Annotated in this window: 22 protein-coding genes, 1 tRNA gene and 1 pseudogene; 5 read left to right on the top strand and 19 right to left on the bottom strand. The window is 51.1% G+C overall.

Features of this window, described 5'->3' with window-relative positions:
• Positions 1-180 precede the first annotated feature (180 nt).
• The 3 genes and pseudogenes from EHT25_RS33150 to EHT25_RS11625 form a co-directional block, all read right to left on the bottom strand.
• Positions 181-352, bottom strand: a pseudogene (locus tag EHT25_RS33150) (ATP-binding protein); the annotation flags it as partial.
• 74 nt (positions 353-426) lie between these two features.
• Positions 427-510: transfer RNA gene (locus tag EHT25_RS11630), tRNA-OTHER, on the bottom strand.
• Between the two features lie 134 nt (positions 511-644).
• Complete coding sequence (locus EHT25_RS11625) at positions 645-2,057, bottom strand: MBL fold metallo-hydrolase RNA specificity domain-containing protein (RefSeq protein ID WP_124874611.1); 1,413 nt, start codon at positions 2,055-2,057, stop codon at positions 645-647.
• Positions 2,058-2,268: 211 nt separating this feature from the next.
• Between EHT25_RS11625 and pbpC the strand changes: the two genes are divergently transcribed.
• Positions 2,269-4,548 (top strand): penicillin-binding protein 1C, encoded by a 2,280-nt coding sequence (gene pbpC, locus EHT25_RS11620; RefSeq protein ID WP_124876084.1) that lies wholly within the window; start codon positions 2,269-2,271, stop codon positions 4,546-4,548.
• A 121-nt stretch (positions 4,549-4,669) separates the two neighbouring features.
• Positions 4,670-5,833 (top strand): Gfo/Idh/MocA family protein, encoded by a 1,164-nt coding sequence (locus EHT25_RS11615; RefSeq protein ID WP_124874609.1) that lies wholly within the window; start codon positions 4,670-4,672, stop codon positions 5,831-5,833.
• Positions 5,834-5,948: 115 nt separating this feature from the next.
• On the opposite strand, the gene EHT25_RS11610 is transcribed toward EHT25_RS11615, so the two are convergent.
• Positions 5,949-6,677, bottom strand: a complete 729-nt coding sequence (locus EHT25_RS11610; protein ID WP_124874607.1) for a ThuA domain-containing protein — start codon at positions 6,675-6,677, stop codon at positions 5,949-5,951.
• Between the two features lie 80 nt (positions 6,678-6,757).
• Between EHT25_RS11610 and EHT25_RS11605 the strand changes: the two genes are divergently transcribed.
• The gene (locus EHT25_RS11605; RefSeq protein ID WP_124874605.1) at positions 6,758-7,210 is read left to right on the top strand and encodes an NUDIX domain-containing protein; all 453 of its coding nucleotides are present in this window, start codon (positions 6,758-6,760) and stop codon (positions 7,208-7,210) included.
• On the opposite strand, the gene EHT25_RS11600 is transcribed toward EHT25_RS11605, so the two are convergent.
• The 11 genes from EHT25_RS11600 to EHT25_RS11550 form a co-directional block, all read right to left on the bottom strand.
• On the bottom strand, positions 7,195-8,583 hold the full coding sequence (locus EHT25_RS11600) for a high affinity choline transporter 1 (RefSeq protein ID WP_124874603.1): 1,389 nt from the start codon (positions 8,581-8,583) through the stop codon (positions 7,195-7,197). The two genes, EHT25_RS11605 and EHT25_RS11600, sit on opposite strands and share 16 nt — an antisense overlap.
• A 91-nt stretch (positions 8,584-8,674) precedes the next feature.
• On the bottom strand, positions 8,675-9,538 hold the full coding sequence (locus EHT25_RS11595) for an inositol oxygenase family protein (RefSeq protein ID WP_124874601.1): 864 nt from the start codon (positions 9,536-9,538) through the stop codon (positions 8,675-8,677).
• A gap of 215 nt (positions 9,539-9,753) precedes the next feature.
• Positions 9,754-10,365 carry a 5-formyltetrahydrofolate cyclo-ligase gene (locus tag EHT25_RS11590; RefSeq protein ID WP_124874599.1) on the bottom strand — a complete coding sequence of 204 codons (612 nt, stop codon included), beginning with the start codon at positions 10,363-10,365 and terminating at the stop codon, positions 9,754-9,756.
• Positions 10,366-10,368: 3 nt separating this feature from the next.
• Positions 10,369-11,928: a bacillithiol biosynthesis cysteine-adding enzyme BshC gene (gene bshC / locus EHT25_RS11585; protein ID WP_124874597.1), complete on the bottom strand. Its 1,560-nt coding sequence runs from the start codon at positions 11,926-11,928 to the stop codon at positions 10,369-10,371.
• Positions 11,929-12,024: 96 nt separating this feature from the next.
• The gene (locus EHT25_RS11580) at positions 12,025-12,351 is read right to left on the bottom strand and encodes a PadR family transcriptional regulator (protein ID WP_124874595.1); all 327 of its coding nucleotides are present in this window, start codon (positions 12,349-12,351) and stop codon (positions 12,025-12,027) included.
• A gap of 86 nt (positions 12,352-12,437) precedes the next feature.
• The gene (locus tag EHT25_RS11575) at positions 12,438-13,160 is read right to left on the bottom strand and encodes a 3-keto-disaccharide hydrolase (RefSeq protein ID WP_124874593.1); all 723 of its coding nucleotides are present in this window, start codon (positions 13,158-13,160) and stop codon (positions 12,438-12,440) included.
• 98 nt (positions 13,161-13,258) lie between these two features.
• Positions 13,259-14,608 (bottom strand): Gfo/Idh/MocA family protein, encoded by a 1,350-nt coding sequence (locus tag EHT25_RS11570; protein WP_124874591.1) that lies wholly within the window; start codon positions 14,606-14,608, stop codon positions 13,259-13,261.
• Between the two features lie 109 nt (positions 14,609-14,717).
• On the bottom strand, positions 14,718-15,710 hold the full coding sequence (locus EHT25_RS11565; protein ID WP_185731336.1) for a serine hydrolase domain-containing protein: 993 nt from the start codon (positions 15,708-15,710) through the stop codon (positions 14,718-14,720).
• Between the two features lie 144 nt (positions 15,711-15,854).
• Positions 15,855-16,103, bottom strand: coding sequence for a helix-turn-helix domain-containing protein (locus EHT25_RS11560; RefSeq protein ID WP_124874587.1), 249 nt, complete (start codon positions 16,101-16,103; stop codon positions 15,855-15,857).
• A 4-nt stretch (positions 16,104-16,107) separates the two neighbouring features.
• Positions 16,108-16,785 (bottom strand): DUF2975 domain-containing protein, encoded by a 678-nt coding sequence (locus tag EHT25_RS11555; RefSeq protein ID WP_124874585.1) that lies wholly within the window; start codon positions 16,783-16,785, stop codon positions 16,108-16,110.
• A gap of 139 nt (positions 16,786-16,924) precedes the next feature.
• A complete protein-coding gene (locus tag EHT25_RS11550) occupies positions 16,925-17,515 on the bottom strand; it encodes a hypothetical protein (protein WP_124874583.1) in 591 nt (196 codons plus the stop codon).
• Between the two features lie 171 nt (positions 17,516-17,686).
• Between EHT25_RS11550 and prfA the strand changes: the two genes are divergently transcribed.
• On the top strand, positions 17,687-18,760 hold the full coding sequence (gene prfA / locus EHT25_RS11545; protein WP_124874581.1) for a peptide chain release factor 1: 1,074 nt from the start codon (positions 17,687-17,689) through the stop codon (positions 18,758-18,760).
• Between the two features lie 85 nt (positions 18,761-18,845).
• Here the strand turns inward: prfA and uvrB are convergent, their stop codons facing one another.
• The 4 genes from uvrB to EHT25_RS11525 all read right to left on the bottom strand — a co-directional run bounded on the left by uvrB (position 18,846) and on the right by EHT25_RS11525 (position 23,925).
• Complete coding sequence (gene uvrB / locus EHT25_RS11540; protein ID WP_124874579.1) at positions 18,846-20,873, bottom strand: excinuclease ABC subunit UvrB; 2,028 nt, start codon at positions 20,871-20,873, stop codon at positions 18,846-18,848.
• A 93-nt stretch (positions 20,874-20,966) separates the two neighbouring features.
• Complete coding sequence (locus EHT25_RS11535; RefSeq protein WP_124874577.1) at positions 20,967-22,553, bottom strand: glycoside hydrolase; 1,587 nt, start codon at positions 22,551-22,553, stop codon at positions 20,967-20,969.
• 235 nt (positions 22,554-22,788) lie between these two features.
• On the bottom strand, positions 22,789-23,112 hold the full coding sequence (locus EHT25_RS11530; RefSeq protein WP_124874575.1) for a nuclear transport factor 2 family protein: 324 nt from the start codon (positions 23,110-23,112) through the stop codon (positions 22,789-22,791).
• Positions 23,113-23,133: 21 nt separating this feature from the next.
• On the bottom strand, positions 23,134-23,925 hold the full coding sequence (locus tag EHT25_RS11525; protein WP_124874573.1) for an SDR family oxidoreductase: 792 nt from the start codon (positions 23,923-23,925) through the stop codon (positions 23,134-23,136).
• 141 nt (positions 23,926-24,066) lie between these two features.
• Between EHT25_RS11525 and EHT25_RS11520 the strand changes: the two genes are divergently transcribed.
• Positions 24,067-24,444, top strand: coding sequence for a winged helix-turn-helix transcriptional regulator (locus tag EHT25_RS11520; protein ID WP_124874571.1), 378 nt, complete (start codon positions 24,067-24,069; stop codon positions 24,442-24,444).
• Positions 24,445-24,580 lie beyond the last annotated feature (136 nt).

Below are 24,580 nucleotides of genomic sequence, written 5' to 3'. Positions count from 1 at the left end.
TTATCGGAGTAACTCTGGTAGGTTTGTTTCTAACGGATTATTTATACAGAAAACTAGGCTTACTGGTTATCCTGACACCCGGTCCGTTTCTAATTGGTTATGGATTAATGAAAGTTGCCCGGTATAAGCAATAGTAAGGAGTGTTTTCCAACAGATTGGCGAGCGTTTATCAAGACGCGCCCGGCTTTCAACCGTAAGCATTCCGCCGTGGCCTTTGCTGATGATGTCATAACTCAGGGAGAGGCCAGGTCTGGATCCTTGCCGGTGGGTTTGGTGGTAAAAAAAGCTGAAAAATCGTGACTTCCACGGTTTCGGGGCTGTCGGTACCCTTATCCCGCACCCGAATCTCTACATCACCCCGGCCTCTTCCTTCCGGAATATCAAAACAAAAAATCCCGCAATCGGTAGATTACGGGATTTTTGCTGTGCCGAAGGCGAGACTCGAACTCGCATGAACTCACGTTCACACGCCCCTGAAACGTGCGTGTCTACCAGTTTCACCACTTCGGCATCGGGGTTCCCATGACGGGACTGCAAAGATGCAGGGTTTTGATTTTTTATGCAAGCCGCTTTACAAGAAAATTTACGGTTTCCGCGTTTTTTTACGATTTAGCCGGTTTTTCCCGTCAAATTATAAAAACCGCTTATAATTCGACCGACTCGTACAACGACGGAATGTAGACATTCTGAAACCCGGCGCTCTGGAGTTTCTGCCGGAAAACCACCTGCCGGTCGTATTCGCCGTGGACCAGAAACACCTGTTTCACCTGCGCCGGATTCTGGCAGGACAGAAACTCGAGCATTTCGCGGTAGTCGCCGTGGGCGCTGAACGAGTCCATCACTTCCACATCGGCCTTCACCTGATAGGTTTCGCCGAAGATCTTCACTTGCGAATCGCCCCGCTTCAAGGCTCCGCCCAGGGTTTCCGGACCGCAATACCCCACAATCAGAATCGTGCAGCGCGAATCCTCGACGTTGTTTTTGATGTGGTGTTTGATGCGCCCGGCCTCGGCCATGCCCGACGACGAAATGATGATACAAGGCTCGTCGCGGGTATTAATGGCTTTCGATTCTTCCACGTCCGACACGTAATGCAGGTTCGGGAACGCAAACGCGTCGCCGTCTTTTTCGATGTAATCCAGAATTTCCGGGTTAAAACATTCGTCGTGTTCCTTCATCAACTGCGTCGCTTTCACGGCCATCGGACTGTCGATGTAAACCGGCAGACGCGGCAATTCTCCGTTGCTTTCGAGCTGATCGAGCGCATACACCAGCTCCTGCGTCCGGTCGACGGCAAAAGCCGGGATGATCAGTTTCCCCCGGCGCACCACGCAGGTTTCGTGGACAATCCGCAGCAAATGCGCCCGCATGTCCGGTTCCGGCTCGTGAAGTTTGTCGCCGTACGTCGATTCGCAAAGAATGTAATCGGCCTGTGGAAACGGCTCCGGCATTTTGAGTATCTTGTCGTGCGGTCGGCCAATGTCGCCACTAAAAAACACGCGCTTCTCCACCGGTTCGCCGGTTGGACCGGTTTCGTGGACAGTCAGGCTGATGGCGGCACTGCCGAGCAAATGGGCGGTATCGGTAAACAAAACATTGACTTCATCGCGGTTGATCCAGAATGTTTCGTCGTAATTGACCGGTTTTAGCAGCGCAAGGGCGCGTTCCACGTCATCGGTTTCGTACAGAATATCGAGCAATGCCCGGCCCTGGCGCTCCCGGCGCTTGTTCACCCGTTCGAGGTCTTTTTCCTGAATGTGGGCACTGTCCAGCAGCATCAGGTGGCAGAGATCGGCGGTGGCGGGGGTACAGTAAATCGGCCCGGTAAAGCCCTGACGAACCAGGCGCGGAATCAATCCGCAGTGATCGATGTGGGCGTGCGACAGGATTAGATAATCGACTTCGGCGGCTTTAAACCGAAAATCCTGGTTCAGGTCGTCGGTATTGATGCCCTGAAACAAGCCGCAATCGAGCAGGATTTTCGTTCCGCGTTGGGTGGTAATCAGGTGCTTACTGCCCGTTACGGTGCGGGCTGCCCCAAAAAATTGAAGTTTCATCAGAAAAATGGGTGAAAAAGTGAAAGAACGAAAGCGCGAAACCAAACCGCCGGAGCGATCAGCGCTTTTCATTGCCTGCAAGAGACGCTAAACGATAGCTGTTTCATAAACTGATTTTTACGGCAACCGGTTAAAGGATTGCATATTGGAAAAATTACGTTACATCACCAAAAAAGTCTGGCAACGGCGCTGGGTAAAAGCCTTGGTCGCGATGCTGATGCTGTTTTTGGGTCTGAATCTGGTTTTTCCGCTGAAAGTCCGCCCGCGCTATTCGACCATCATCACGGCGGCCGACGGAACCATTCTCCATGCCTTCCTTAGTGACGACGACAAATGGCGGCTGGTCACGGAACTGGACGAAATAACGCCGGTTTTGCGAAAAACCATTTTACACAAGGAAGACAATTATTTCTATTACCACCCCGGTTTTAACCCGGTTTCGATGGCGCGGGCGGTTTTTCGTAACCTGACCACCGGCCGCCGAACCTCGGGTGCTTCCACGATTACGATGCAGGTGGTCCGGCTGCTGGAACCCCGGAAACGCACGTACGGCAGTAAAATCATCGAGCTTTTTCGGGCGGTTCAACTGGAACTGTTTTATTCCAAAGACGAAATTCTGCAACTGTACCTAAACCTGATTCCGTACGGCGGCAACGTGGAAGGCATCAAATCGGCGTCGATGCTGTATTTCGGAAAACCGCCCCAGTTGCTGAGTCTGGCTGAAATCACGACGCTGACGATCATTCCCAACCGCCCGTCGAGCCTGCGACTCGGTTTGAGCAACAAGCTCATTGTTCAGGAACGAAACCGCTGGCTGAATCGCTTCCGAAAAACCGATCTGTTTACTGCCGAAGCGATTAACGACGCGCTGAACGAACCGCTCGACGCCCACCGGCGGGCCCTGCCCAAACTCGCTCCTCACCTGTCGCTGCGCTTGAAGAAAAGCAATCCCGACCAGCCGATTATTCATACGTTAATAAAGCCCAACCGGCAGGCGCAGGCCGAACAACTGGTGGCCAATTACGTCGGGCGGGTGCGGGCGATGAACATTCACAACGCGGCTGTTCTGGTGATCAATAACCAGACGATGGCGGTGGAAGCGTACGTCGGCTCGGCGGATTTTGCGAACGGTTACGACGGCGGGCAGGTCGATGGCGTCCGGGCGGTGCGGTCGCCGGGCAGTACGCTAAAACCGCTGCTCTACGCGCTGGCGTTCGACAAGGGGCTGATGACGCCCAAAACCGTGCTGAATGATGTACCAACGAGCTTTTCGGGCTACGAACCCGAGAATTACGACCGGCAATTTTACGGTCCCATCACCGTTGAATCGGCGCTGGCGAACTCGCTGAATGTTCCGGCGGTGAAAACCCTACAGCAGATCAGCACACCAACGTTTGTCGAGTCCCTGAAAAAAGCCGGCTTTGAAACCATCAAAAAGCAGTCGACAGGGCTGGGTTTGTCGATCATTCTCGGCGGTTGTGGCGTCACACTGGAAGAACTCATGCGCCTGTTTGCGGCATTCGCCAACGGAGGTCAAATGAGCAACCTCAACTTTGTTGCGCCAAATCAATCGGATGCTCCCGCGAAAAAAAGCCGCCTGATTTCGGAGGATGCGGCATTTTTGATTACGAACACGCTCACGCAGATCACCCGCCCGGATTTGCCCAACAACTTCGATAACAGCTACCACTTGCCGCGCATCGCCTGGAAAACCGGTACATCCTACGGGCGTCGGGATGCGTGGAGCATCGGCTACAACAAACGGTATACGGTGGGCGTCTGGGTCGGTAATTTTTCGGGCGAGGGGGTGCCGGAACTGAGCGGAGCCAACATTGCTACTCCGCTGTTATTCAGCCTATTTAATACGATTGATTACAACTCATCGAGCGGCTGGTTTCGGATGCCAGAAAGTTTGTCGATGCGCCAGGTGTGCGCGGAAACCGGTGACGTGCCGGGTGAAGCCTGCGAACACAAAATTGTCGATTACGCCATTATGGGCGTTTCGCCGTATCACCGCTGTCAGCACCAGAAAGCCGTCTGGACCAACGCAGTCGGCACGGTTTCGTACTGCGCTCATTGTTTACCCGACCAAAACGGCTCCGATGCGGATGGCGCGGTTCGCCGGTTTTATCCCAATCTGGCACCGGAACTGATTGCGTTTTACGAGAGCCGCCGGATTCCGTACTCGAAAATACCGCCCCACAACCCGGCCTGTACGCGGGTCTTTGCCCAGCAGGGGCCGCAGATTGTCAGTCTGAACAACGGCAGCGAGTATTTCATCAATCCGCATCAGCCCCAGCAGTTGCAGCTCAGTTGCCAGGCCGACAACGAGGTGAAAGTGGTGTACTGGTACCTGAACGACAAACTGTACCGAAAAGCCGCTCCCACGGAAGGCGTTTTCTTCAGTCCGCAACCCGGCTCGTTGAAAATTTCCTGCGCCGACGACAAAGGCCGCAATACCGACATCCGGATTTTAGTCAAAGCCGAGTAAATATTCAGACAAGAGATAATAGACAAGAGAAGTGAGACAAGAGAGTAGAGACCTGCATCTTGTGACTTTTTTAGTCTCTACTCTCTTGTCTAATCTCTCTTGTCTCATTTCTATCTTCTCTATGATGAACTCCAACCGACGTGATTTTCTACAAAAACTTTCAAAGGGCATTGGCGCATCGGCGCTTTCGCTGCCATTAGCGGGTTATGCCGCCACGCTGAACCAGCAGGATCAGTTTGCCCGAATCAACACGCTGGTTTCGCATCTGGGCGAACCGCTACAACCCGGCCGAAAACTAGGCATGGCGCTGGTTGGCCTGGGCTATTACAGCAAAAACCTGCTGGCTCCGGCGCTCCAGCAAACGCAGCATGTCCGGCTGGCCGGCATCGTGACCGGAACGCCGACCAAAGCCGAGGAATGGATGACCAAATACAACATTCCGAAAGCGAACGTTTACGACTACAAGAATTTTGATAAAATCATCGACAACAAAGACATCGATATTGTTTACGTCGTTCTGCCAAATTCGATGCACGCCGAGTACGTGATCCGGGCGGCCAAAGCAGGAAAGCACGTGATCTGCGAAAAACCGATGGCGGTTTCGGTGAAAGAATGCCAGGACATGATCGATGCGTGCAAGAAAGCAAACCGTCAGCTAGCGATCGGCTACCGGCTTCACTACGAACCCTTTACGCAGGAAATGATGCGACTGGGTCGTGAAAAAGTATTTGGCAATCTGAAGTTTCTGGAAGCCAGCGATGGTTTCAAAGCCGGTGATCCGAATCAGTGGCGACTGAAAAAAGCGCTGGCGGGTGGTGGCCCAATGATGGATGTGGGCATCTACGCCATTCAGGGTGTGCGGCTGGTGACGGGCCTGGAACCGCTTTCGGTAACGGCTCAGTTTGCGCCCAAAACCAATCCGGAGAAATTCAAGGACGTGGAAGAAGGCATGTACTGGCAATTCGAATTTCCAAACGGGATCACGTCGACGTCAACGACGAGCTACGCTGCGGGCGTGGAGCGGTTGTATGCATCGGCGGAAAACGGCTGGTTTGAGTTGCGCCCGGCGTTTGGCTACGGCCCGCTGAAAGGCATGACGAGCAAAGGCCCGATCGAAAAACCGGTGGTCAATCACCAGGCGATGCACATGGACGGTATTTGCAAGGATTTGATTGACGGGAAAGAACTGCCAAAGCACGTCACGGGTGAAGAAGGCATTCAGGACATGAAAATCATCACCGCGACGTATCAGGCTGCCGAAACCGGCAGGAAGATTAAAATTTAAAACCGTTTCGCGGAGTTGAGCGGAGAAAAAAAGAGTTAAGCAGAGAAAAATAATAATCCCTCCGCTTAACTCTTTTTGCTCTGCTCAACTCCGCGAAACAACTCTTTTCAACCTCTTATTTCTTCCGACCCATTGCGTACTTAATCCCGCCCAGGATGTGTTGCAGGAATTGCGGGTCGCTGTAGGATTCGTCGGTGTGGCCTGCGCCGGTGTAGAACGACCGGCCACCGTCGAAGGAGCGATACCAGATAAACGGGTGATTATCACCGTTTTTGCCACCTTCGTACGTTTTCTCATCCAGTTTTCCCAACACCTTCACTTCCGGCACGATGCTTTTGTAGTTGTACCACTCGTCGTAGCGCTTCCAGCGGTCGGGGAGATCTTTGGTCGCGAGGTGTTTTTTGTCCACGATCTCGATTTCGGCATTCTGCTGTTTCGGGTGGCTCAGAAAGTACGCGCCAACCAGCTGGTTATACCACGGCCATTCGTATTCCGTATCGGCTGCTGCGTGAATCCCGACAAAACCGCCCCCTTTTTTGATATACTGCTCGAAAGCCGCCTGTTGCTCGGCATTCAGGATGTCGCCAGTGGTGCTCAGAAACACCACGGCTTTGTATTTTTTCAGGTTATCGGTCGTAAAAACGGCCGCATTTTCGGTCGTATCGACACTGAAATTATTTTCTTCGCCCAGTTTCGCGATGGCGGCTTTGCCCACTTCGATGGACTTATGCCGGAATCCGGCGGTTTTTGAAAAAACCAGAATAGCGTCTTTAGCTTTTCCTTCACTGGTGCTGATGCCAGCCACGAAGCAGAGGACACCCAGGAACAACAAAATAGTTTTCATACACAGGTTTAGAAGTACAGCATCAAAAGTAGCGGTATTGTTGTACTTTACTGTATATTCCGGCAATTTCTTCGTCTGTTATGAAAGTACGACCTGCGGTGCTCCTGATCGAAAATAATCATTTGTTGCTGATGCAATACCGGTATGGTGAAACCGACGTCTACGGCCTGCCCGGCGGCAATCCCGACAAAGGCGAAACGCTGGATCAGACGGTGATGCGCGAATTGCGGGAAGAATTGGGCGTTGATGTCGAAGTCGGACCGATTGCGTTTGTCGGCGAAGTGATTTTCCCCGAAATCAAAGGCGTCGAACCGAAAGAGGACGTGCTGCACGTGGTTTTTTCGGGCGAGCTGATTGGCGGCATTCCCCAACTTAATCCGGAAGAAACCACGGCTTTGGCGGTTGTATGGAAACCGGTCCGCGAACTGGATTCACTGAACCTGTACCCGAATCTCGGTCAGCAAATTCAGCGGTGGCTCGGTTCGCAGGCGAATCTGGAATACATTGGCAAGATCAATCAGACGTTTTTCTGAGATTGGGATTTAGGCGCAATCAACACCCCAATAATCATCCCCGCTGTACTCGCCAGCAAACCGTAAACCAGCGCCGGGTAGTCGGTTTCAATGGCGAGACACACCAGCCAAACCGTAATTCCGATCAGCATCGACAGGATGCAGCCCAGCATGTTCGCCGGTTTCCAGTACAAACCGGCCGTCAGCGGCACAAACAGGGAAACCAGACTGAACGCCGATGACTCGCCGACCAACTCGAAGATGTTGACGTCGCGGGTGGCGGTCATCCAGACGCAGATGAGCGTGATGGCGGCCACGGCAAGCCGGATAATCAGGAGCAGTTTTTTATCGCTGCTGTCGGGCCGGAAAAACCGGTAGATGTTCTCGCCAAAAACCGTTGCCGGTGCCAGAATCGCCCCGCTCGACACACTCAGAATGGCCGACAGCAATGCGCCAAAAAACAGAATTTGTAACGGCAAACTCCCCTGCCGCAGCACCATATTCGGAATCAGCATCTGGTTGTCCTGATTCAAATCCGGCTGTAATTGTTTGCCCACCAGGCCGATGAACAGCGGCAACATGGCAATGGTGATATACAGGAATGACGCCAGATACGACGCCCGAACGGTCGTCTGCTCGTTTTTGGCCGACATCACGCGCTGAAAAACGTCCTGCTGCGGAATGGAACCCAAGCCAATGGTAATCCAGGCGGCAACCCAGCTTACGGTATCTTTCAGCGTGAGAGCGGGCAGGGGATTAAAGAAACCCGGTTTTGTTTTCTGAACAATACTTTCGAATCCGTCGGTCTGGTTGTAGAGAATCACCGCAATGATAACCAGGGCAATAACAATGATGATGTTGTGGAGAAAATCCGTGATCGACAGCGACCACATGCCGCCCATCATCGTGTAAATCATTACAATGGTGGCGCTGGACGCGATGCACCAGAAAATGGGTAAACCGGTTACGAGATTGAGCACAATGCCGATGGCGATGAACTGGGCCGAAATCCAGCTAAAATAAGAAGGAATAACCAGAATGGCCGAAATGAATTCCGCCGACCGGCCAAACCGGATTCTGAAATAATCGGAGAAGGTCGTGATTCCCAGGCGGTACAGCGGCCGGGCGTAAAAAGCACCGACCAGAAACAGACACAAGGCCGACCCGAACGGTTCTTCGATAATCGCCAGCAAACCGCCGTCGACAAAGGTGGCCGGAGCGCCCATGATCGTTTCGGAACCAAACCAGGTGGCAAACGTGGCCGAAGCCGCCAGCGCCAGCGGCAACCGCCGACCGGCCAGCACAAAATCCTGACTACTGGTTACTTTTCGGGCCGCCCAGGCACCAATGGCGAGGTTGGAAAGGAGGTAAAGAGCAATAAATGTGAGGAGCATTCGGTGAATAGGCTTTATTCACCAATAATAAACAAAAAACCGATGTGAGGCACACCGGTTTTTCTATCGTTTAAAACCACCCAAGCGGTTTTTATAATTTAATCGTCGAAGGCAAATACTTGGCGATCAGGTCTTCGTAATACGGTTTCAGTTCCGAAGCCACCGGCACCACCGGGCTTTTCGAGTATAGATCGTACGGGTTGAATTTGTCGACCCATTTGAACATGGCGTGATCGTGCTCGTCCATCAGGTGATTGTACGCTTTTTCGCGGTGTTGCGCGTAGAACGAGTGGTACCGGATCATGTACAGCGCCGGTTCGGGCAGGTGATCCTTCGTGATGTGGTACAGATACTCGTCGTGGCCCCACGACATCGTGACGTTTTTCAAGCCGCAGTTGGGCTCGTAAACGCCGTATTTGGTATTGTATTTTTCGTTGTAACTGTCCGGATTGGCGGCAAAATATTCGGGATAAACGATTTTATCGGAATGCGCACAGCCGACCGGGAAGGTATCGCCAACGACGGCCCATTGCGGTTCGCCGAATAGACACAGGACTTTGCCCATGTCGTGCAGAAAGCCGGTCAGCACAAACCAGTCGGGGTGGCCGTCGGCGCGGATGGCTTCGGCGGTTTGCAGCAGGTGTTGCAACTGGTCGAGCTCAATATCCGGATCGGAATCATCGACGAGGGTATTCAGGAACTCCATCGCACCCCAAACCGGGATTTCTTTTTTATCGAATTTCAGGAATTCCGCCCGTTTTTCCTGCACAAAATCGTACGTCTGGTACGTGTGATTCAACCGGTAAAATTCCCGAACCGTGTCGCGGGCGGGATCGTCGTAATTGCGGTATTCTTCCTTCGCTTTATGCTCTGGCTCGGGGTAACGGATCAGCAGATCATCTTCCCACTGTTCAAGGCTGGCGAGTGGATTGCGCTCGGTGTCGGTAAATGCCATAGTAAGGTAGCTGTTAGTAAGCCAATTAAAGGGTGTAAAGATAAGCATTCCCTGCACTATTTCAAGATGGATCGTATCCGAAATAGTCACTCAATTCGTCAGATTGTGCAACGCCCAGGCATCGGCGGATAGTTCCGTGCTTGGAATCACTTTTTGATTTTTGATGGGAACGCGGATGGGACGGATGAAACGGATTTTCACGGATAAAATCAGTTTTAATCCGTTACATCCGTCCCATCCGCGTTCCCATCAAAACACCAGACTTTTTCAGGGGTTACGCAGAAATTGAGTCGGATATCATCTTCATAAACATCCTCAATCACATCAACCGGATCGAACAGCGACAAGCCGATTTTCAGACAATCCGGGCGGCATTTCACCAAAAACCGGTCGTAAAAACCGCCCCCGTAACCCACGCGGTTGCCGGTTTTATCGAAAGCTAATAAGGGAATGAGGATACTATCAAATGATGAATGATGGATGATGGATGATGAATTTGGGGAAGGCTCAGGAATCCCGTAGCGGTTTTTGGAAAACACGGTTTCTGGCCTGATTTCGTAGTTTTCCATCGTTCCGGCAACCAGATTGGTAACGGGTGCGGCCACGCGAACGAGGGGAAAATCCTGCCAGAGCCGCTGGATGATGAGCCAGGTATCGACCTCCTTCTGGCTTTCGATGGGCAGAAAAGTACCAATTACAGCATCCGGTTTGAATGGAAAAGACGCGAAAAACCGCTCAGAAATACCTGCACAGCGGTTTTGCCAGTCGGCTTCCGGCAGCACCTGGCGTTTCTGGCGAAAAGCGGAACGCAGTTCAGCTTTGGTCATCGCTCAGTCTTTCAGAATCTGCATCTGGTATTCCAGCGGGTCGAAAACCGACAGCAATTTATTCAGAAACTGCGGGTCGTTGAGCTGGAAATTGAGGTAGTTTTCGGTGCGCTCCTGAATGCCGCCGTTCGGAAACAGCTTGGCTTTCAGCGTCATCAATTGATTCAAAACCGTCTCGTAATTCTTTTCTTCGGTTTTCTTCAGGCGTTTTTCGAGATGATCGATCGTGTGCATCAACCGGGTTTTTTCGGCCAGCACCGCGCCTTCCAGCGACTTGTCAACCTTCACGGATTTGTTCAGAATTTCGGCGAAGCATTGCTCCAGACACGCTTTCTCGTCCGACAGATCGAGGGAGTTTTCGCTGATTCGCTGCGTATAGGCCCGGCGCAGTTTGACTTCATCCCAAAATAATTCTTCGGGCATCACGCTCAGCTTTTCCATCTTTTTGGCACTAGCCGGATTGACGTACAACGCAAAATTCCGGGGCATCAGCAGCGGGAATGGAATCCCAAAATGATCGAAAACGCCTTTCAGTTGCAACCAGTAAGGCACTTCCGAAGGGCCGCCGATGTACGCCAGATTCGGCAAAATAACCTCCTGATACACCGGGCGCAGCACCACATTCGGACTAAACCGCTCCGGGTGTTCATCGGCCAGCGCCAGGAGTTCTTCCGGCGAAAACCGCAGTTCCGTATTCAGAACCTCGTATTTTGGGGTGCCATCGGCCCCGGTTTTTGCGACAATTCGCTCCCGCAGCTGATCTTCCAGGTAAAAAAGATTGATTTCCCGGGGCGTTATCTGGGTTTTGTAACCGAGCGTTTCGAGTTGCTGACTGGTTTGGGTGACAATTTCTCCGGTCGCCTGATTCAGCAGTTCATCTTTGATTATCGGTGCAAAAATCCGCTTCAAATCCGCATCATCCGCATCCAGACAAATCAGGCCCTCTTTGCCCAGCAATTCGTTGGTATACCAGCGAACGGCGTCGGCCAGTGTATCGTGTTTCAGATAAGCCTCTTCGAACAGAAACAGCTTCTCCGGAATTTCGTCGAACAGGGTTTTCAGTTCCTGCGGGTTCATTCGCCCAACGGCCCCGCGCTGTTCCGTTTCCCAGGTATAATTCTTACCAAACAGCGTAAAATGATTGATTTCGGCAAAATCGTGGTCTTCACTGGCCATCCAGTAAATCGGCACAAAGCGGTATTCGGGATACGTCTCGGTCAGTTTCCTGGCCAGATTGATCGTCGTAATCCACTTATAGAGCACATACAGCGGGCCGGTAAAAATATTGAGCTGGTGACCCGTCGTGACGGTAAAGGTGTTGGGCTGGGCGAGTACTGAAAAATCGGGTTTGTTGGGAATATGCCGGTATTGCCGTTCTAAAACGTCCACCAGCGTCCGGCGTTTACTGTCATCAAAAGTCCGGTTTTTGATTTGTTCTTCGAACGCTTCCAGGGTCGGAAAGCGGTCATAATACGGTTGGAGGACTTCTTTTTGAGAAATGTAATCGAGGAACAGATTCGAAAACTGGCCGGTGGTGGTTAGTGGCAGGTACTGACAGTCCATGAAAACGGGATTTTTGTCAGTCAACACAGAATTAGGGATCAAGGTTCGGACGAGCTAAGATGAATACACGAATGGCAAATCTGGAGTCCCCATCGATCAGACCACGCCGGTTTTCTGAATCTGGTTCCAGAGGTGATTACGGGTGGTATGAATTTCCTGCAAGGCCCGGCTTCCGCCCACGGTAACGCTAAAAAACCGCTTCCGACGCCCTCCGCGTTCGGCGGTTGCTCCCCCCATCTGCGACTTCAGATAACCTTTCTCCTCAAGTCGTTGCAACGTGGCGTGAATGGCGCTCAGGCTGACCGTCCGGCCGGTTTGCGTCTCGATTCCCTCCAGAATGGTTACCCCGTAGGCTTGCCCGTTGAGCATCGCAACCGTCAGGAGAACCAGTTCTTCAAATTCGCCTAAATACGGACGATTCATATTTGTTTAGGTTTTGTAAAACAAATATAACGAAGAAAGAGAAAAGAAGTGAGAAAAGAGAGTGGTTGGTGAAATCGGCAACTGTTTTATAACGGCCGGATTTTGATATTACGGAACCAGACCGAACTCCCCCAGTCCTGCAGACCAATGCGGCCCTCTAATTTACCTTTGCTGATAGGAGCGGTTTTCAGGTTGCTTTCGGCGATGCGCTTTTTCCAGTCGTCACTGTCGACGTTGTGTTCCTGAATGAGGTAGCCGTTCATGTAAACCGACAGCACTTTGTTTTTCAGTTTGAAATGAATCTGGTTCCACTCGCCCACCGCCTTCGGCTCGCGGATGCGGGCATTGGCGACGCTGAAGAAATCACCGACGCGGTGTTTGTTTTCCGGCGCTCCTTCGTAGATGGCGTTGTCGAGCACCTGAAGCTCCAGACCGGTATGGTAAATCTGCTGGTATTCCGGCGCTTCGGTGACGAAAAAGAAAATGCCGCTGTTTGTAAACCGCTCGACTTTAAAATCCGCCTTGAATTCAAAATCGCCCTTGAAGACTTGATCGGTGGCCAGATCGCCCCCGTTTTTGGCTTTGTTCCCGGCGCGTTCCGGTACGTTCAGTTTCAGCGCCCCGTTGTCGATGATCCAGGCCGAGCCAACACCGGTTTTGCCGTACGTATGCCAGCCACTGACGTCTTTTCCGTTGAAAAGCAGTTTCCAGCCTTCTTTCTTTTCCTGCGCCGAAAGTGTGTTGGGAGCCTGCGCAAAGAGTTGGGTAAAGGATACAACAAGTAGTAAAAGGAGTAAGAATTGTCTCATCGGTTTTTGGAAGGGAAGAAAGCGCAAAGACAAGAGAATAAAGACATGTTTTTTTAAGTCTCTACTCTCCTGTCTCTCTTCTTTATTCTAATAAAAAATTACATCGCCCAGCCCTGGCGGTATTCGCGTTTCAGGTACTGGCTCAGTTCGGGGGCGTTGGTGAAGGCCATCGTGTTGGTGTCCCAGTTCAGTTTCGTGCCTTGTTTGTAAAGTGCGACGATGCCCAGCAGCATGGTTTCGCACAACGGTCCGGCGTATTCAAACGGCGAAACCGCCTTGCCGTTGCCTTTGCAGGCTTCGGCCCAGTTCCGTTCGTGACTCATGCCCACGCGCGGTATGGTTTGCGCCGGTTTTTTGTACGAATCCATCCGTTCCTGCGGCAACAGACGCGGTTTGGAACCGTAGGTTTCGTGGAACAATTTTCCTTTTGTACCGATGTATAAAACACCACCACCTTTGGGAACCGGGCCATCGCCGAATTCGAGCGGTTTTGGCGGCAGAATCCCACCGTCGTACCACGTCATGACGAGCGGATTCTTTTTGTCTTTCGTGGCAAACTCGAAGGTCACCAGCGACGAAACCGGGTAACTCTGTTTGTTGAACTGCGTCGAAGAGGCTTCGATACTGATCGGCGGATTCAGCCCCAGCGCCCAGAACGGGTGATCGACCAGGTGAGCACCCATGTCGCCGAGTGCGCCCGCGCCGTAATCAACCCAGCCGCGCCATTTGAAGGGCGTGTAAGCGGGATTATACGCCCGATGCGGAGCGGGCCCTAAAAATAATTCCCAGTCCAGCGTCGAGGGCACATCCACGACTTCTTTCGGTACATCAATGCCCTGCGGCCAGATGGGGCGGTTGGTCCAGACGTGCACTTCCTGCACTTTGCCAATGGCGCCGTCGGCAATCCATTCGTTGATCAGCCGGGCGTCGTCGTTGGAGTGGCCCTGGTTGCCCATTTGGGTAACAATCTTCGGATTTTCTTTCGCCATCCGCGCCAGTTCGCGCGATTCCCACACCGTTACCGTCAGTGGTTTCTGAACGTAGACGTGTTTACCCATTTTCATGGCTGCCGACGCGATAATTCCATGCAGGTGATCGGGCGTGGCTACCACAATACCGTCGATGTCTTTCTGGGCTTCCAGCATTTTGCGGTAATCCTTGTACCGCTTGGCGTTCGGGTATTTTTCAAAAACCGGGGCTGCGTATTTTTCATCGACATCGCAGAGCGCCACGATGTTTTCGGTGGGTGCCAGGGCGTTGAGATTGCTTTTGCCCATGCCGCCAATTCCGACACCGGCGACGTTCAGTTTATCAGACGGCGCGATAAACCCTTTTCCGCCCAACACGTGCCGGGGCAGAATGGTGACACCGGCCAGTGCCAGCGACGAGGCTTTGACAAAACCGCGACGGCTAACGGACTGATCTGCTTTGTTTTTCAGATTGCTCATGCGTGAAAGGTTGCGTTTAACAAGGGAAGGAATTTAACTCGTTCAAAAGTACAAAATCGCCGTCTATATTTCTATTAAATCGCACTTTCATCCCATTTATGGGTTGGCTTCATCGCCCGGCCGTATAAGGACGGACGCCGAAGCAGCCAAACAAAGGGTCCTGATAATTCAGCCCTAAACCGACCAACCGTTCGGCAATTCGTAATCCCTGATTAGCCACATTGACAAAATAAATCAGGGCGTTTTTTTGATCGGCGGAACCAATGACGTAACCGCTGGCCGTCGGACTTTTCGCCCATTGACAGAAGAAATCGCCCGCTGGCGCGTGCTGAACGGCAAAACCCAAACCCCAGGATACCCGGCCCGGCTGACAAATATCGGTTGGGATTTGTGAACTCAGCATGACTTTCGAAATCGGGCTCTGTTTCATCATTGCCGCTGCCACAAACCGGGCGTAATCCTCTGCAGTGGTTCGCAACGTATGCGCGACATTGGCCGACTCCGGCTCATCCGTTACCGATTTTCCCGTTCCATCGTAAGACCGGGTGTAGTGACCGGAATCGGCAGGGTAGTAAACATAACTCGTATGACTCATTCCAAACGGCTGAAAGACAGTCCGTTGCATAAAGGCTTCGATGGAAGATTTAACCAGGTATTCGACGACCCGCTGCAACAAATAATACCCTTCGCCCGAATAGCTGTAGCGGCTTCCGGGCACGAACAGCGTCGTGAGCGGTTTTCCTTCCGAACGCCAGTTGGGTAAACCACTCGTGTGATTCAGGACCATCCGGGCCGTAATCAGTCGAATCTGATCGTCGAGCACCGGACTTTTTAAAAACGTCTCTTCCAAATAGGCTGGGGGAACATAGCTGACCAATGGCGTGTCGAGCGCAATCGTTCCTTCAGCGCTTAGCTGGAGAACCGCATACGCAAAGAGCGGTTTTCCCAGCGATGCGCCCCGAAAAACCGTTGTTTTCGAAACCGGTTCTTCCGTGGTTTTGTTCTTGACGCCCATTCCCGCGCTCCAGCTTAGTTGACCGTTTTCGATCAAGGCAATCGAAATCCCCGGAATCTGGGCGCTATCCAGTAGGGCGGGGAGCATTTCCTGCAGCGATTGCCGATGTGATTGGGCCTGTATGGGTAGCCAGAATCGGGAGACTGCGATGAAAAACAGCAGCCTCAACGGAAGATGAGAAGTTTGACAAAGGAACATGGCAGGAGCTTTAGTACTGTTTTATTACCTGAATTACGATGAATGATAAGCCTCAATCTCCGCCGAAGCGGCATCGGTTTCAGGTTCGTAATCGAGAATGTCGCCCGGTTTGCACTGAAGCGCCTGACAAAGCGCATCCAGCGTACTGAAACGGATGGCTTTGGCTTTACCGGTTTTCAGAATGGAGAGGTTAGCCAGCGTTAGATCCACTTTCTCGGCCAGTTCCGTCAATGATATTTTCCGTTTAGCCATCATGACGTCAAGATTTACAATAATTGCCATGCGGTTAAACAGTTAGTTCGTTTTCAACTTGCAGCTCGATGCCCCGGCGGTAGACCTGCGCCAACGCCAGTAAAATCAGGCCCAGTAACCAGGGACCATCCAGGGTAATGTCCACACTCAGATAGTCTTTGTAATCCAAACGGATTTGCTGAAAATACGGCCTTGTTGCGCTCCAAAGTACGGTTTTAAGCAAAAGCTCGATCAAGGTCTGACCCAGAAAGAGCAAGCCCATCGTAGTGATTCGCCGGGCATTGTCGGGGTGAAAAGGGGAGTGAATCTGGACGGTACGGAAGATTTTCCGGAGCAGTGAAAACGTCCAGACGGCGGTTACCAGACCAACTGTTCCCAGAAGTACCATCAAAATTCCCGGCGTTGACCGGATGGGTACCTGCAATTGACCCGTTTGCTTTTCGGGCTTCAGGAAAATGCGCGGTTCGCCCGAAGAAGGCAGCATTTTTGCATTGGCAGGTCCCCAGGCTACCGGAACCGAGACATAAGCGGGCGGTTCTTCGCCCATGGAAAGATTGCGGTTTTTAATAGAAAAATTCCCGGTTGATGCATCAAGCAGCTTTAAGGTAGCCATCAACGTAAACACCACCAAAACGACGACGATGAAATAATAAAAGACGGTAACCAACCATTTCACAGTTGGGAATACCCAGACAGGCGATTGCTTTTCCATGTGGATCAAGTAAAAGTTGATGACACAAAGAAACTGATATTTATTGATAAACAATAAATAAAATCTGTAATTCAATAAATATTTATTAAATTACTAGAGCTATCAGATTTTACTCCCACTTGTAGCTAATGAAAACGACTTAGTGCAGTTTCTTCGGATCAATCCGCCGGATCACTTCCCGCTTGCTGAAAACGATTCGCCAGACCACAAACGGCAGAGCCGCGTTGTCGGCGCAGGTTTTGCAGATCAGATCGCCGGTCGGAACGGGTGAATTGTAGACCAGCAGCGTATCGTTCAGTTTCTGGATGTTATCCGTCTGCTCGAGTTTATTCTCGGCGTTGTAGACATAGGCTCCCAGCAATTCCCGCTCTTTGGTGTTCAAAACCGGGTTGGCCGTATCCTTCGCACTCAGGAGATCGATCGTGACCGCGTATTTTGCCTCCGCTTTCTGAATGGCGGGCAGGGCTTTCAGCGTACAAAGCGCCGGATCGCCAGCGGTTTTGTTCAATTGGCTGGTCAATGTTTTCCGGGCGATCAGCACAAGCGATTTTCCCCACTCATCAACGGTGGTAGTCAGTTGCGCATCCGTCACCCGTTTAATTTTATGATCGTTCATTTCCTGCGCCAGCGCTTTGGTATTCTGGGTTCGTTCAGGATTGCAGGACGATGCGAAAAAGAGCAGAAGAAACGAAAAAGGGAGGAAGGACAAAAGGGAAAAGGTGCGGTTCATCGTCAGGAACTTAGTGAGGTGAATTCTTGTCATCTATCTGGATAACAATGGGAATAACGGTTTCGTTGACAAATGTACGATCGAAGTGTTGACTGACCGAATTTTCGTAGATTTGTACCAAAATAAGCCAGACCGAATCGTTTGATCCGTTCTGAATACTATTTCTGACCAATGATTGATCAATTAGAATCCATAAAAGAGCGGTTTGAGGAGGTTTCTCAGCAAATTATGATGCCGGAAATTGTTTCGGATCAGAAGAAATACACGAAGCTGAGCAAAGAATACAAAGACCTCGACAAGATCGTCAAGCAATACCTCGCGTATAAAAAGCTGGTGAACGATATCGACGGCGCGAAGGAACTGCTGGCCACCGAACGCGACGACGATTTGCGCGAAATGGCCAAAGCCGAACTCGACGAACTGGTGCCGCAACGCGAGTCGATGGAAGAGGTGTTGAAAGAAATGCTGATTCCGAAAGATCCGAACGACAGCAAAAATATTATTCTGGAAATTCGGGCCGGAACCGGGGGCGACGAAGCCTCGATTTTTGCCGGGGACCTCTTCCGCATGTACCAGCGCCTGTGCGACCGCATGGGCTGGCGGATGTCACTGATGGATTTTACGGAAGGAACGTCGGGCGGTTACAAAGAAATTATTTGCCAGATCGAAGGCGAAGATGTGTACGGCAAACTGAAATTTGAATCCGGCGTGCACCGCGTTCAGCGCGTTCCAGCCACCGAATCGCAGGGACGGATTCACACCTCCGCATCCAGCGTAGCGGTTTTACCCGAAGCCGAAGAAGTTGATGTTCAGATCAATATGAACGACATTCGGAAAGATACATTCTGTTCGTCGGGCGCGGGTGGTCAGTCGGTCAACACCACGTATTCAGCGGTTCGGCTGACGCACATTCCGTCGGGCCTGGTCGTGCAGTGTCAGGATGAACGCTCGCAGATCAAAAATACCGAAAAAGCCCTGACGGTTTTGCGTTCGCGTCTGTACGAAATTGAGTTGCAAAAACACAACGACGAAATCAGCTCGCAGCGCAAGTCGATGGTGGGCAGTGGCGACCGTTCCGACAAAATCCGGACGTATAATTATCCCCAAAGCCGGGTCACCGACCACCGCATTGGTCTGACGGTGTATAACCTGCCGACGGTCATGGACGGCGATATCCACAATTTTATTGATCAACTCCGGATGGCCGAAAACGCCGAACGGATGAAAGAAGCCGCAATGGCCTAAGTACCACGGACCGGTGGTCCGTGTGATCTTCCTTTTTGAAGATAGCTTGAATTTTCAGGATCACACGGACCACCGGTCCGTGGTACTAAACGGCTGCGGTTTTTAGGCGATCGCGGAGCTGGAATAATTCATCGCGCAAGCGGGCCGCTTCCATGAAATCAAGCTCTTTGGCGGCTTTTTCCATTTTTTGCTGCGTTTCTTTGATGACCTGTTCCAGGTCATTTTTACCCATGTATTGCACCACGGGATCGGCCGCAATCCGGAGTTCGTCGGGTTCCACGTAGTATTGCTTGGCCGCCGGACGCGAATCGGCAATGCTGGTTTGCCCCATAATGGCGTCGTGGGATTTCAAAACCGTCATTGGCGTAATACCGTGTTCCAGGTTGTACGCCATCTGGATTTCGCGCCGTCGGTTGGTTTCGCTGATCGCTTTTTCCATCGATCCGGTAATGCGGTCGGCATACATCAACACCTTTCCATTGGAGTTCCGGGCCGCCCGGCCAATCGTTTGAATCAGCGATCGAATGTCGCGCAGGAAGCCTTCCTTATCGGCGTCCATAATGGCCACCAGCGATACTTCCGGCAAATCAAGCCCTTCGCGCAACAGGTTGACGCCCACCAGCACATCGAAAACCCCCAGCCGCAATTCCCGCAGAATTTCGACGCGATCCAGCGTTTTTACTTCCGAGTGAATGTAGCGGCCTTTCACGCCCACCCGTTCCAGGTATTTGCTTAATTCTTCGGCCATGCGCTTGGTCAGCGTCGTCACCAGCACCCGTTCCTTACGTTTGACGCGGCTATCAATTTCTTCCAGCAAATCATCGATCTGGTTCAAACTGGGCCGTACCTGAATTTCGGGATCGAGCAAACCGGTCGGGCGAATCAACTGCTCGACCACCACGCCTTCACTCCGGCGCAACTCGTAATCGGAAGGCGTCGCGCTTACAAAAACCATTTGTCCGGCCATTTGCTCAAACTCCTGAAACGTCAGCGGGCGGTTATCCAGCGCCGATGGCAACCGAAAACCGTAATCCACCAGCGCTTCTTTGCGGGAACGGTCACCGCCCCACATCGCCCGGATTTGCGGCATCGTCACGTGGCTTTCGTCGATGATCGTCAGGAAGTCATCCGGGAAATAGTCGAGCAAACAGAACGGCCGCTGGCCGGGTTGTCGGCGGTCGAAGTAGCGTGAGTAGTTTTCAATACCGGAACAATAGCCCAGTTCGCGCATCATTTCGATGTCGAATTCGGTCCGTTCTTTAATTCGTTCGGCTTCCAGATTCCGGTATTCGGATTGAAAATAGCGGATCTGCGCGACCAGATCATTCTGAATTTCCCCAATCGCCATATTCAGCGTATCGCGGCCCGTTACGAAGAGATTGGCCGGGAAAATGGCAATCATCCGATCATCGGCAATCTTTTTGCCCGAAGCCGGGTCGATGCGCTGAATGGCCTCAATTTCGTCGCCGAAAAAGATAACCCGATACGCGAAATCGGCATAACCGGGGAAAATATCGACCGTATCGCCTTTGACGCGGAAGGAGCCGCGCGTAAATTCCACTTCGGTGCGGCTATACAGAATCTCGACCAGCTTGAAGAGAAACTGGTTGCGGCTGATGATTTCGCCCACGCCCAGCCGCACGATGCTTTTCTGGTATTCGGTGGGGTTACCAGCACCGTAAATGCAGGAGACCGAGGCAATCACGACAATATCCCGCCGACCACTCATCAACGCCGAAACCGTTGCCAGCCGAAGTTTATCGATCTCCTCGTTGATGGCCAGGTCTTTTTCGATGTACGTGTTGGTCGTCGCGATGAACGCTTCGGGCTGGTAGTAATCGTAATACGAAATGAAATATTGAACCGCATTTTCGGGAAAGAACTGCTTGAACTCGCCGTAGAGCTGGGCCGCCAGCGTTTTGTTGTGGCTCAAAACAAGCGTCGGGCGGTCGAGTTGAGCGATAACGTTGGCTACGGTAAACGTTTTTCCAGATCCGGTAACACCAAGCAGAACCTGCGATGGTTCGCCTTCCCTGATCCCTTTTACCAGCTTTTCAATGGCCTGTGGCTGGTCGCCGGTCGGTTTAAATTCTGAAGTCAGCTTGAAATTCATAACAAGCTAAGATACGGAAAAAACCGCACGGAAACAAGGGCGGTTTTAAAGATTCCGAGTCTTTGGAACGATTAGTTAGCGTAGAAATCAGGATCATTGATACGTTCCCACCAGCGTCACAACCGATTGGGGTTCCAGCCGAATCTGGTCGGCCCGCACAGTGGCTTTCGTCAGTGTTCGGGATTCAGAAGTGGTGTAACTCGCAAATCGTCCATTCCGGATTTTTACGCCCTTTAGTGGTACAGGCAGGACATCCGACGTCATATTGATGCAAACCAGCACGAGCTGTTTACGAGTGGGATCTTTGTAGGCCGACACCATCCATTGACCCGCTTCGGCCACCGGATTCGCCACCTCGCCGATGCGAACCGCCACCCGTTTCATGCCGGGGCGGATAAAGCGGGCATAATTGCCGAACGCCCAGAGCTGTTTGGAGTCGATCACCTGCCCGTCCAGCCGGGCGTTGTTGTGGTTTTTATAGTGGCCATCGGGGCCGTTGATATACACCAGCCCGTCGCTGTAGTTATACGGATTGATCGCCAGCCACCATTGCCACGACGTTACGTTGGCAATCGTCAGGTCGTTGTGAATCACTTTGGCCACATACAAACCGTAGTCGATGCCGGTATGGCGCGGACTGCCGTTGTAGTGTCCGCAGATGTCGCCCAGAACGCCAAACTCGCTTTGCCAGAGTTGCGGATTGCCCACGGCTTTAACGCGTTGAGCGGTTTTTTGGCGCATGGCCACCAGCGTGGAATCCCGGCAGGTCGAAAAGTAGCTGTGATACGCCCAGATCGGCTCCACATTGGGAAGTTTAGCAAGAGCGGTTTTCGCTGAACCAAAAAAATAATCGAGCTGATCTCCCCGCCCGCTTTCTGCTTTTCCGTAGAGGTAATCAAGCTGCCCCGCTTCACCCGTGACAATCGTTGTTTTGGCTTTGCGTGATGCCAGTTTGGTCGATAAGGCTTTGGTGACAGCCAGAATATCGGCGTTTTCGGCCGGAGAGCCTTCCTGATTGGCTTTGCCGTTTTTACCGGCAGTCCAGTCCCACTGCGGTTCGTTGATGGGGCTCAGGTAATCGAATTTAAAATGGTCGGCCACGGTGACCAGAAAATCGGCAAAAGGCTCCACGGCGTCCGGTTTCAGGTTAAACGCTTTGCCGCCCGGCGAAAACGCTTTGCCGTTGCGGGTCATTTGCACGGGCGGAGAATTCGTAAACCCCAGCGTATAGCGAACACCCCGTTGACGGGCCGCCTGCAAAAACCACTGATTTCCGGCCTGTTTGCTCCAGTTGTATGTTCCGTCTGACGCCAGAAAACACGCTTCCCGGCGCCATTCGTCCCGGATCGCGCTGCTGTCTTTCTGTTCAAGGCTCCCCGCTCCAATGTTCATCCGCCACAACGACAATCCAATGCCTTTCGGCTGGCCGTTTGGCAACGTATCCTGACTAAAGAGCAGATCGGCGATCTGATTTTTTTTAGCCTCATCGCTCCATTGCCCAATAAACTTGGCCGACCAGCAATCGGACGCGCCGAAGCTGTGGATGGTTTGAAATTCCTCCTTCAGGTTAATCGTTACTGCTGCAACAAGCGGTTTTTCCAAACCCGTAAAATTGGGGCGGTGGCTGGTGCCGGTCAACACGATCAGGAGAAGCAGGGCGGTTTTGGCAAGGAGTTTCATGGGGAAAACGATAAAAATAACAAACGCCCTTTCGTTTGAATTTTACTGTTCCAGAGGATTGTGTCAGGCCGAAAGTTACCTCAATTGCATGCGTCCTCAACTCCGTTTGTATATATAGAGATACGACAAATAAAACATAATTCGTCTCAGAGAAGGAGGGTTCTACGAGACACACCTATCTACTTTGCTTTTTGGTAGGAGCAAAAAAGGAACGGCTATAATTAGCCATTCCCACTTATCCTGTAATTTTCAATGACTGTATCAATTCATCGGCTATTTCTAAATGATAATTCAGTACGATCGGACTTCCGGGAAATTTTCCAGAGGTTTCTGCTTTCAAAATGCTTTCCGTTTCTTTTTCTTCAAAGCTGACGGCCTTCATTGTGGCTTCGTATCGCTCGTTGGCATCCGCAATCCAATGTTCTATTTCTTTTCTTCCATTGTGCGTTTTGCCCTCGTCAAAAACAACGGCCGTTTCGGAAAAACAAGTTGCATAAGCAACGCTATCAAAGTTGTTTTGCGCGATTACTAAATCGGCTACTACTTTAGGTAAATTCATTTTTTTTAATTTTAAATATCATTAAATTGTTGGAACCGTACCGCCATCGATTACAAATTCAGTTCCTGTTAAATAATTAGCCCTTGGTGAAACAAGAAAACCAACTAATTCAGCTACCTCTTCCGGTTTAGCGGGCCTGCCATAAGGTATTCCACCTAAGGCGTCCATGACACTTTGCTGAGCTTCTTCTACCGTACTATTAGCGTTTCTTGCGAGCTCGCCCAACCAGGCTATCGATGCGGTTGTATTTATCCATCCAGGCGAAACCGTCAGCACACGAACACCTTTTGGCGTAACTTCATTTGATAAGCTTTTACTATAATTAATCAACCCGGCTTTGGCAGCTGCATAAGGCAATGTAGATTCAAATAGCGGCAGTTTACCTTGAATCGAAGCGATGTGAATAATAACGCCACTTTTTTGATCAATCATTTTTGGTAAAAACCCTCTGTCTAGTCGAACAGGAGCCAGCAAATTAGCTTGTAGGGTTGATTCCCAATCTTCATCAGATAACACGGTAAAACCACCAGCGGGTGTTACTGAAGAACCAAGGTTGTTCACGAGAATATCCAGCCTCCCATGGGTTGATAACACCTCGCTGATTACTTTTTGTGATCCTTCTGCCTTACTTAAATCGGAGGGAATGAAATGCAACTTGCTGTTTTCCTTTTCGGGTGCGTTTCTTGCGGTAATAATAACCGTTGCACCGGCTTGTAAAAGCCTTTCTGCAATGGCTCTTCCGGCTCCTTTTGTACCTCCTGTTACCAGGGCAATCTTGCCTGATAATTCATTGTTAAAATTAAACTGTTCCATTTTATTGCCTCACTTTTAAGAATTAACTATAGGGCAAAATTGGAGTATAAAAGAAGTTAAGACAAGTATGGCATTACGATTCATATAGGGATAAGTTTTTCCCCTATTGCACAAACTGGTACATACATTTAAGTTTGCAACATGTATGAGAGAAAAACTATACCGAACTTGAATTGTGGACTTGACCTGATCGGTGAAGTGCTTTACGGCAAATGGAAGATCCGGTTGCTTTGGTTTATTAATGAGGGATATAAAAGACCCAGTGAGTTGCAGCGTAAAATACCGGATGCTTCCCGCAGGGTTTTGAATATTCAGTTGAAAGAATTGGAAGAACACGAACTGGTTACGAGAAAAATTTATCCCGTTGTACCGCCAAAAGTAGAATACAGCCTTACCGAATTTGGTAAGACGTTAATCCCCGTGATTGCCGCATTAGGGCAATGGAGCGATGAACACGAAACCCGTTTGCGGGATGTGATTTTGAAACAAACTGTAAGTTCTGATTCGGACAATACCTAATCAATTAATCTGTTTATCAACGGTAGTCCATTGTCAGTAGGGAGAAGGTATAAACTTTGTCTGACAGAACGCCCGTTTTAGCAGGTGCAGGCTAACAGCCCAAAAGCTAGACTAAACCTTAAAGAAGCGATCTCAA

The organism is Larkinella rosea (assembly GCF_003858635.1).
GTDB lineage: Bacteria > Bacteroidota > Bacteroidia > Cytophagales > Spirosomataceae > Larkinella > Larkinella rosea.
Note: the sequence above shows the minus strand (reverse complement) of the source record. Positions and strands in the feature narration are given on the sequence as shown.

Bases quoted from the DNA above. Each gene is read 5' to 3' on its own strand.
- EHT25_RS11520 (WP_124874571.1), top strand. From the start codon at position 24,067: ATGTATGAGAGAAAAACTATACCGAACTTGAATTGTGGACTTGACCTG.
- EHT25_RS11605 (WP_124874605.1), top strand. From the start codon at position 6,758: ATGAAAGTACGACCTGCGGTGCTCCTGATCGAAAATAATCATTTGTTG.
- EHT25_RS11610 (WP_124874607.1), bottom strand. From the start codon at position 6,677: ATGAAAACTATTTTGTTGTTCCTGGGTGTCCTCTGCTTCGTGGCTGGC.
- EHT25_RS11535 (WP_124874577.1), bottom strand. From the start codon at position 22,553: ATGAAACTCCTTGCCAAAACCGCCCTGCTTCTCCTGATCGTGTTGACC.
- pbpC (WP_124876084.1), top strand. From the start codon at position 2,269: ATGCTGATGCTGTTTTTGGGTCTGAATCTGGTTTTTCCGCTGAAAGTC.
- uvrB (WP_124874579.1), bottom strand. From the start codon at position 20,873: ATGAATTTCAAGCTGACTTCAGAATTTAAACCGACCGGCGACCAGCCA.
- EHT25_RS11575 (WP_124874593.1), bottom strand. From the start codon at position 13,160: ATGAGACAATTCTTACTCCTTTTACTACTTGTTGTATCCTTTACCCAA.
- EHT25_RS11615 (WP_124874609.1), top strand. From the start codon at position 4,670: ATGATGAACTCCAACCGACGTGATTTTCTACAAAAACTTTCAAAGGGC.
- EHT25_RS11530 (WP_124874575.1), bottom strand. From the start codon at position 23,112: ATGAATTTACCTAAAGTAGTAGCCGATTTAGTAATCGCGCAAAACAAC.
- EHT25_RS11550 (WP_124874583.1), bottom strand. From the start codon at position 17,515: ATGAACCGCACCTTTTCCCTTTTGTCCTTCCTCCCTTTTTCGTTTCTT.
- EHT25_RS11600 (WP_124874603.1), bottom strand. From the start codon at position 8,583: ATGCTCCTCACATTTATTGCTCTTTACCTCCTTTCCAACCTCGCCATT.
- EHT25_RS11560 (WP_124874587.1), bottom strand. From the start codon at position 16,103: ATGGCAATTATTGTAAATCTTGACGTCATGATGGCTAAACGGAAAATA.
- EHT25_RS11595 (WP_124874601.1), bottom strand. From the start codon at position 9,538: ATGGCATTTACCGACACCGAGCGCAATCCACTCGCCAGCCTTGAACAG.
- EHT25_RS11565 (WP_185731336.1), bottom strand. From the start codon at position 15,710: ATGCTCCCCGCCCTACTGGATAGCGCCCAGATTCCGGGGATTTCGATT.
- prfA (WP_124874581.1), top strand. From the start codon at position 17,687: ATGATTGATCAATTAGAATCCATAAAAGAGCGGTTTGAGGAGGTTTCT.
- EHT25_RS11570 (WP_124874591.1), bottom strand. From the start codon at position 14,608: ATGAGCAATCTGAAAAACAAAGCAGATCAGTCCGTTAGCCGTCGCGGT.
- EHT25_RS11555 (WP_124874585.1), bottom strand. From the start codon at position 16,785: ATGGAAAAGCAATCGCCTGTCTGGGTATTCCCAACTGTGAAATGGTTG.
- bshC (WP_124874597.1), bottom strand. From the start codon at position 11,928: ATGGACTGTCAGTACCTGCCACTAACCACCACCGGCCAGTTTTCGAAT.
- EHT25_RS11580 (WP_124874595.1), bottom strand. From the start codon at position 12,351: ATGAATCGTCCGTATTTAGGCGAATTTGAAGAACTGGTTCTCCTGACG.
- EHT25_RS11590 (WP_124874599.1), bottom strand. From the start codon at position 10,365: ATGACCAAAGCTGAACTGCGTTCCGCTTTTCGCCAGAAACGCCAGGTG.
- EHT25_RS11625 (WP_124874611.1), bottom strand. From the start codon at position 2,057: ATGAAACTTCAATTTTTTGGGGCAGCCCGCACCGTAACGGGCAGTAAG.
- EHT25_RS11525 (WP_124874573.1), bottom strand. From the start codon at position 23,925: ATGGAACAGTTTAATTTTAACAATGAATTATCAGGCAAGATTGCCCTG.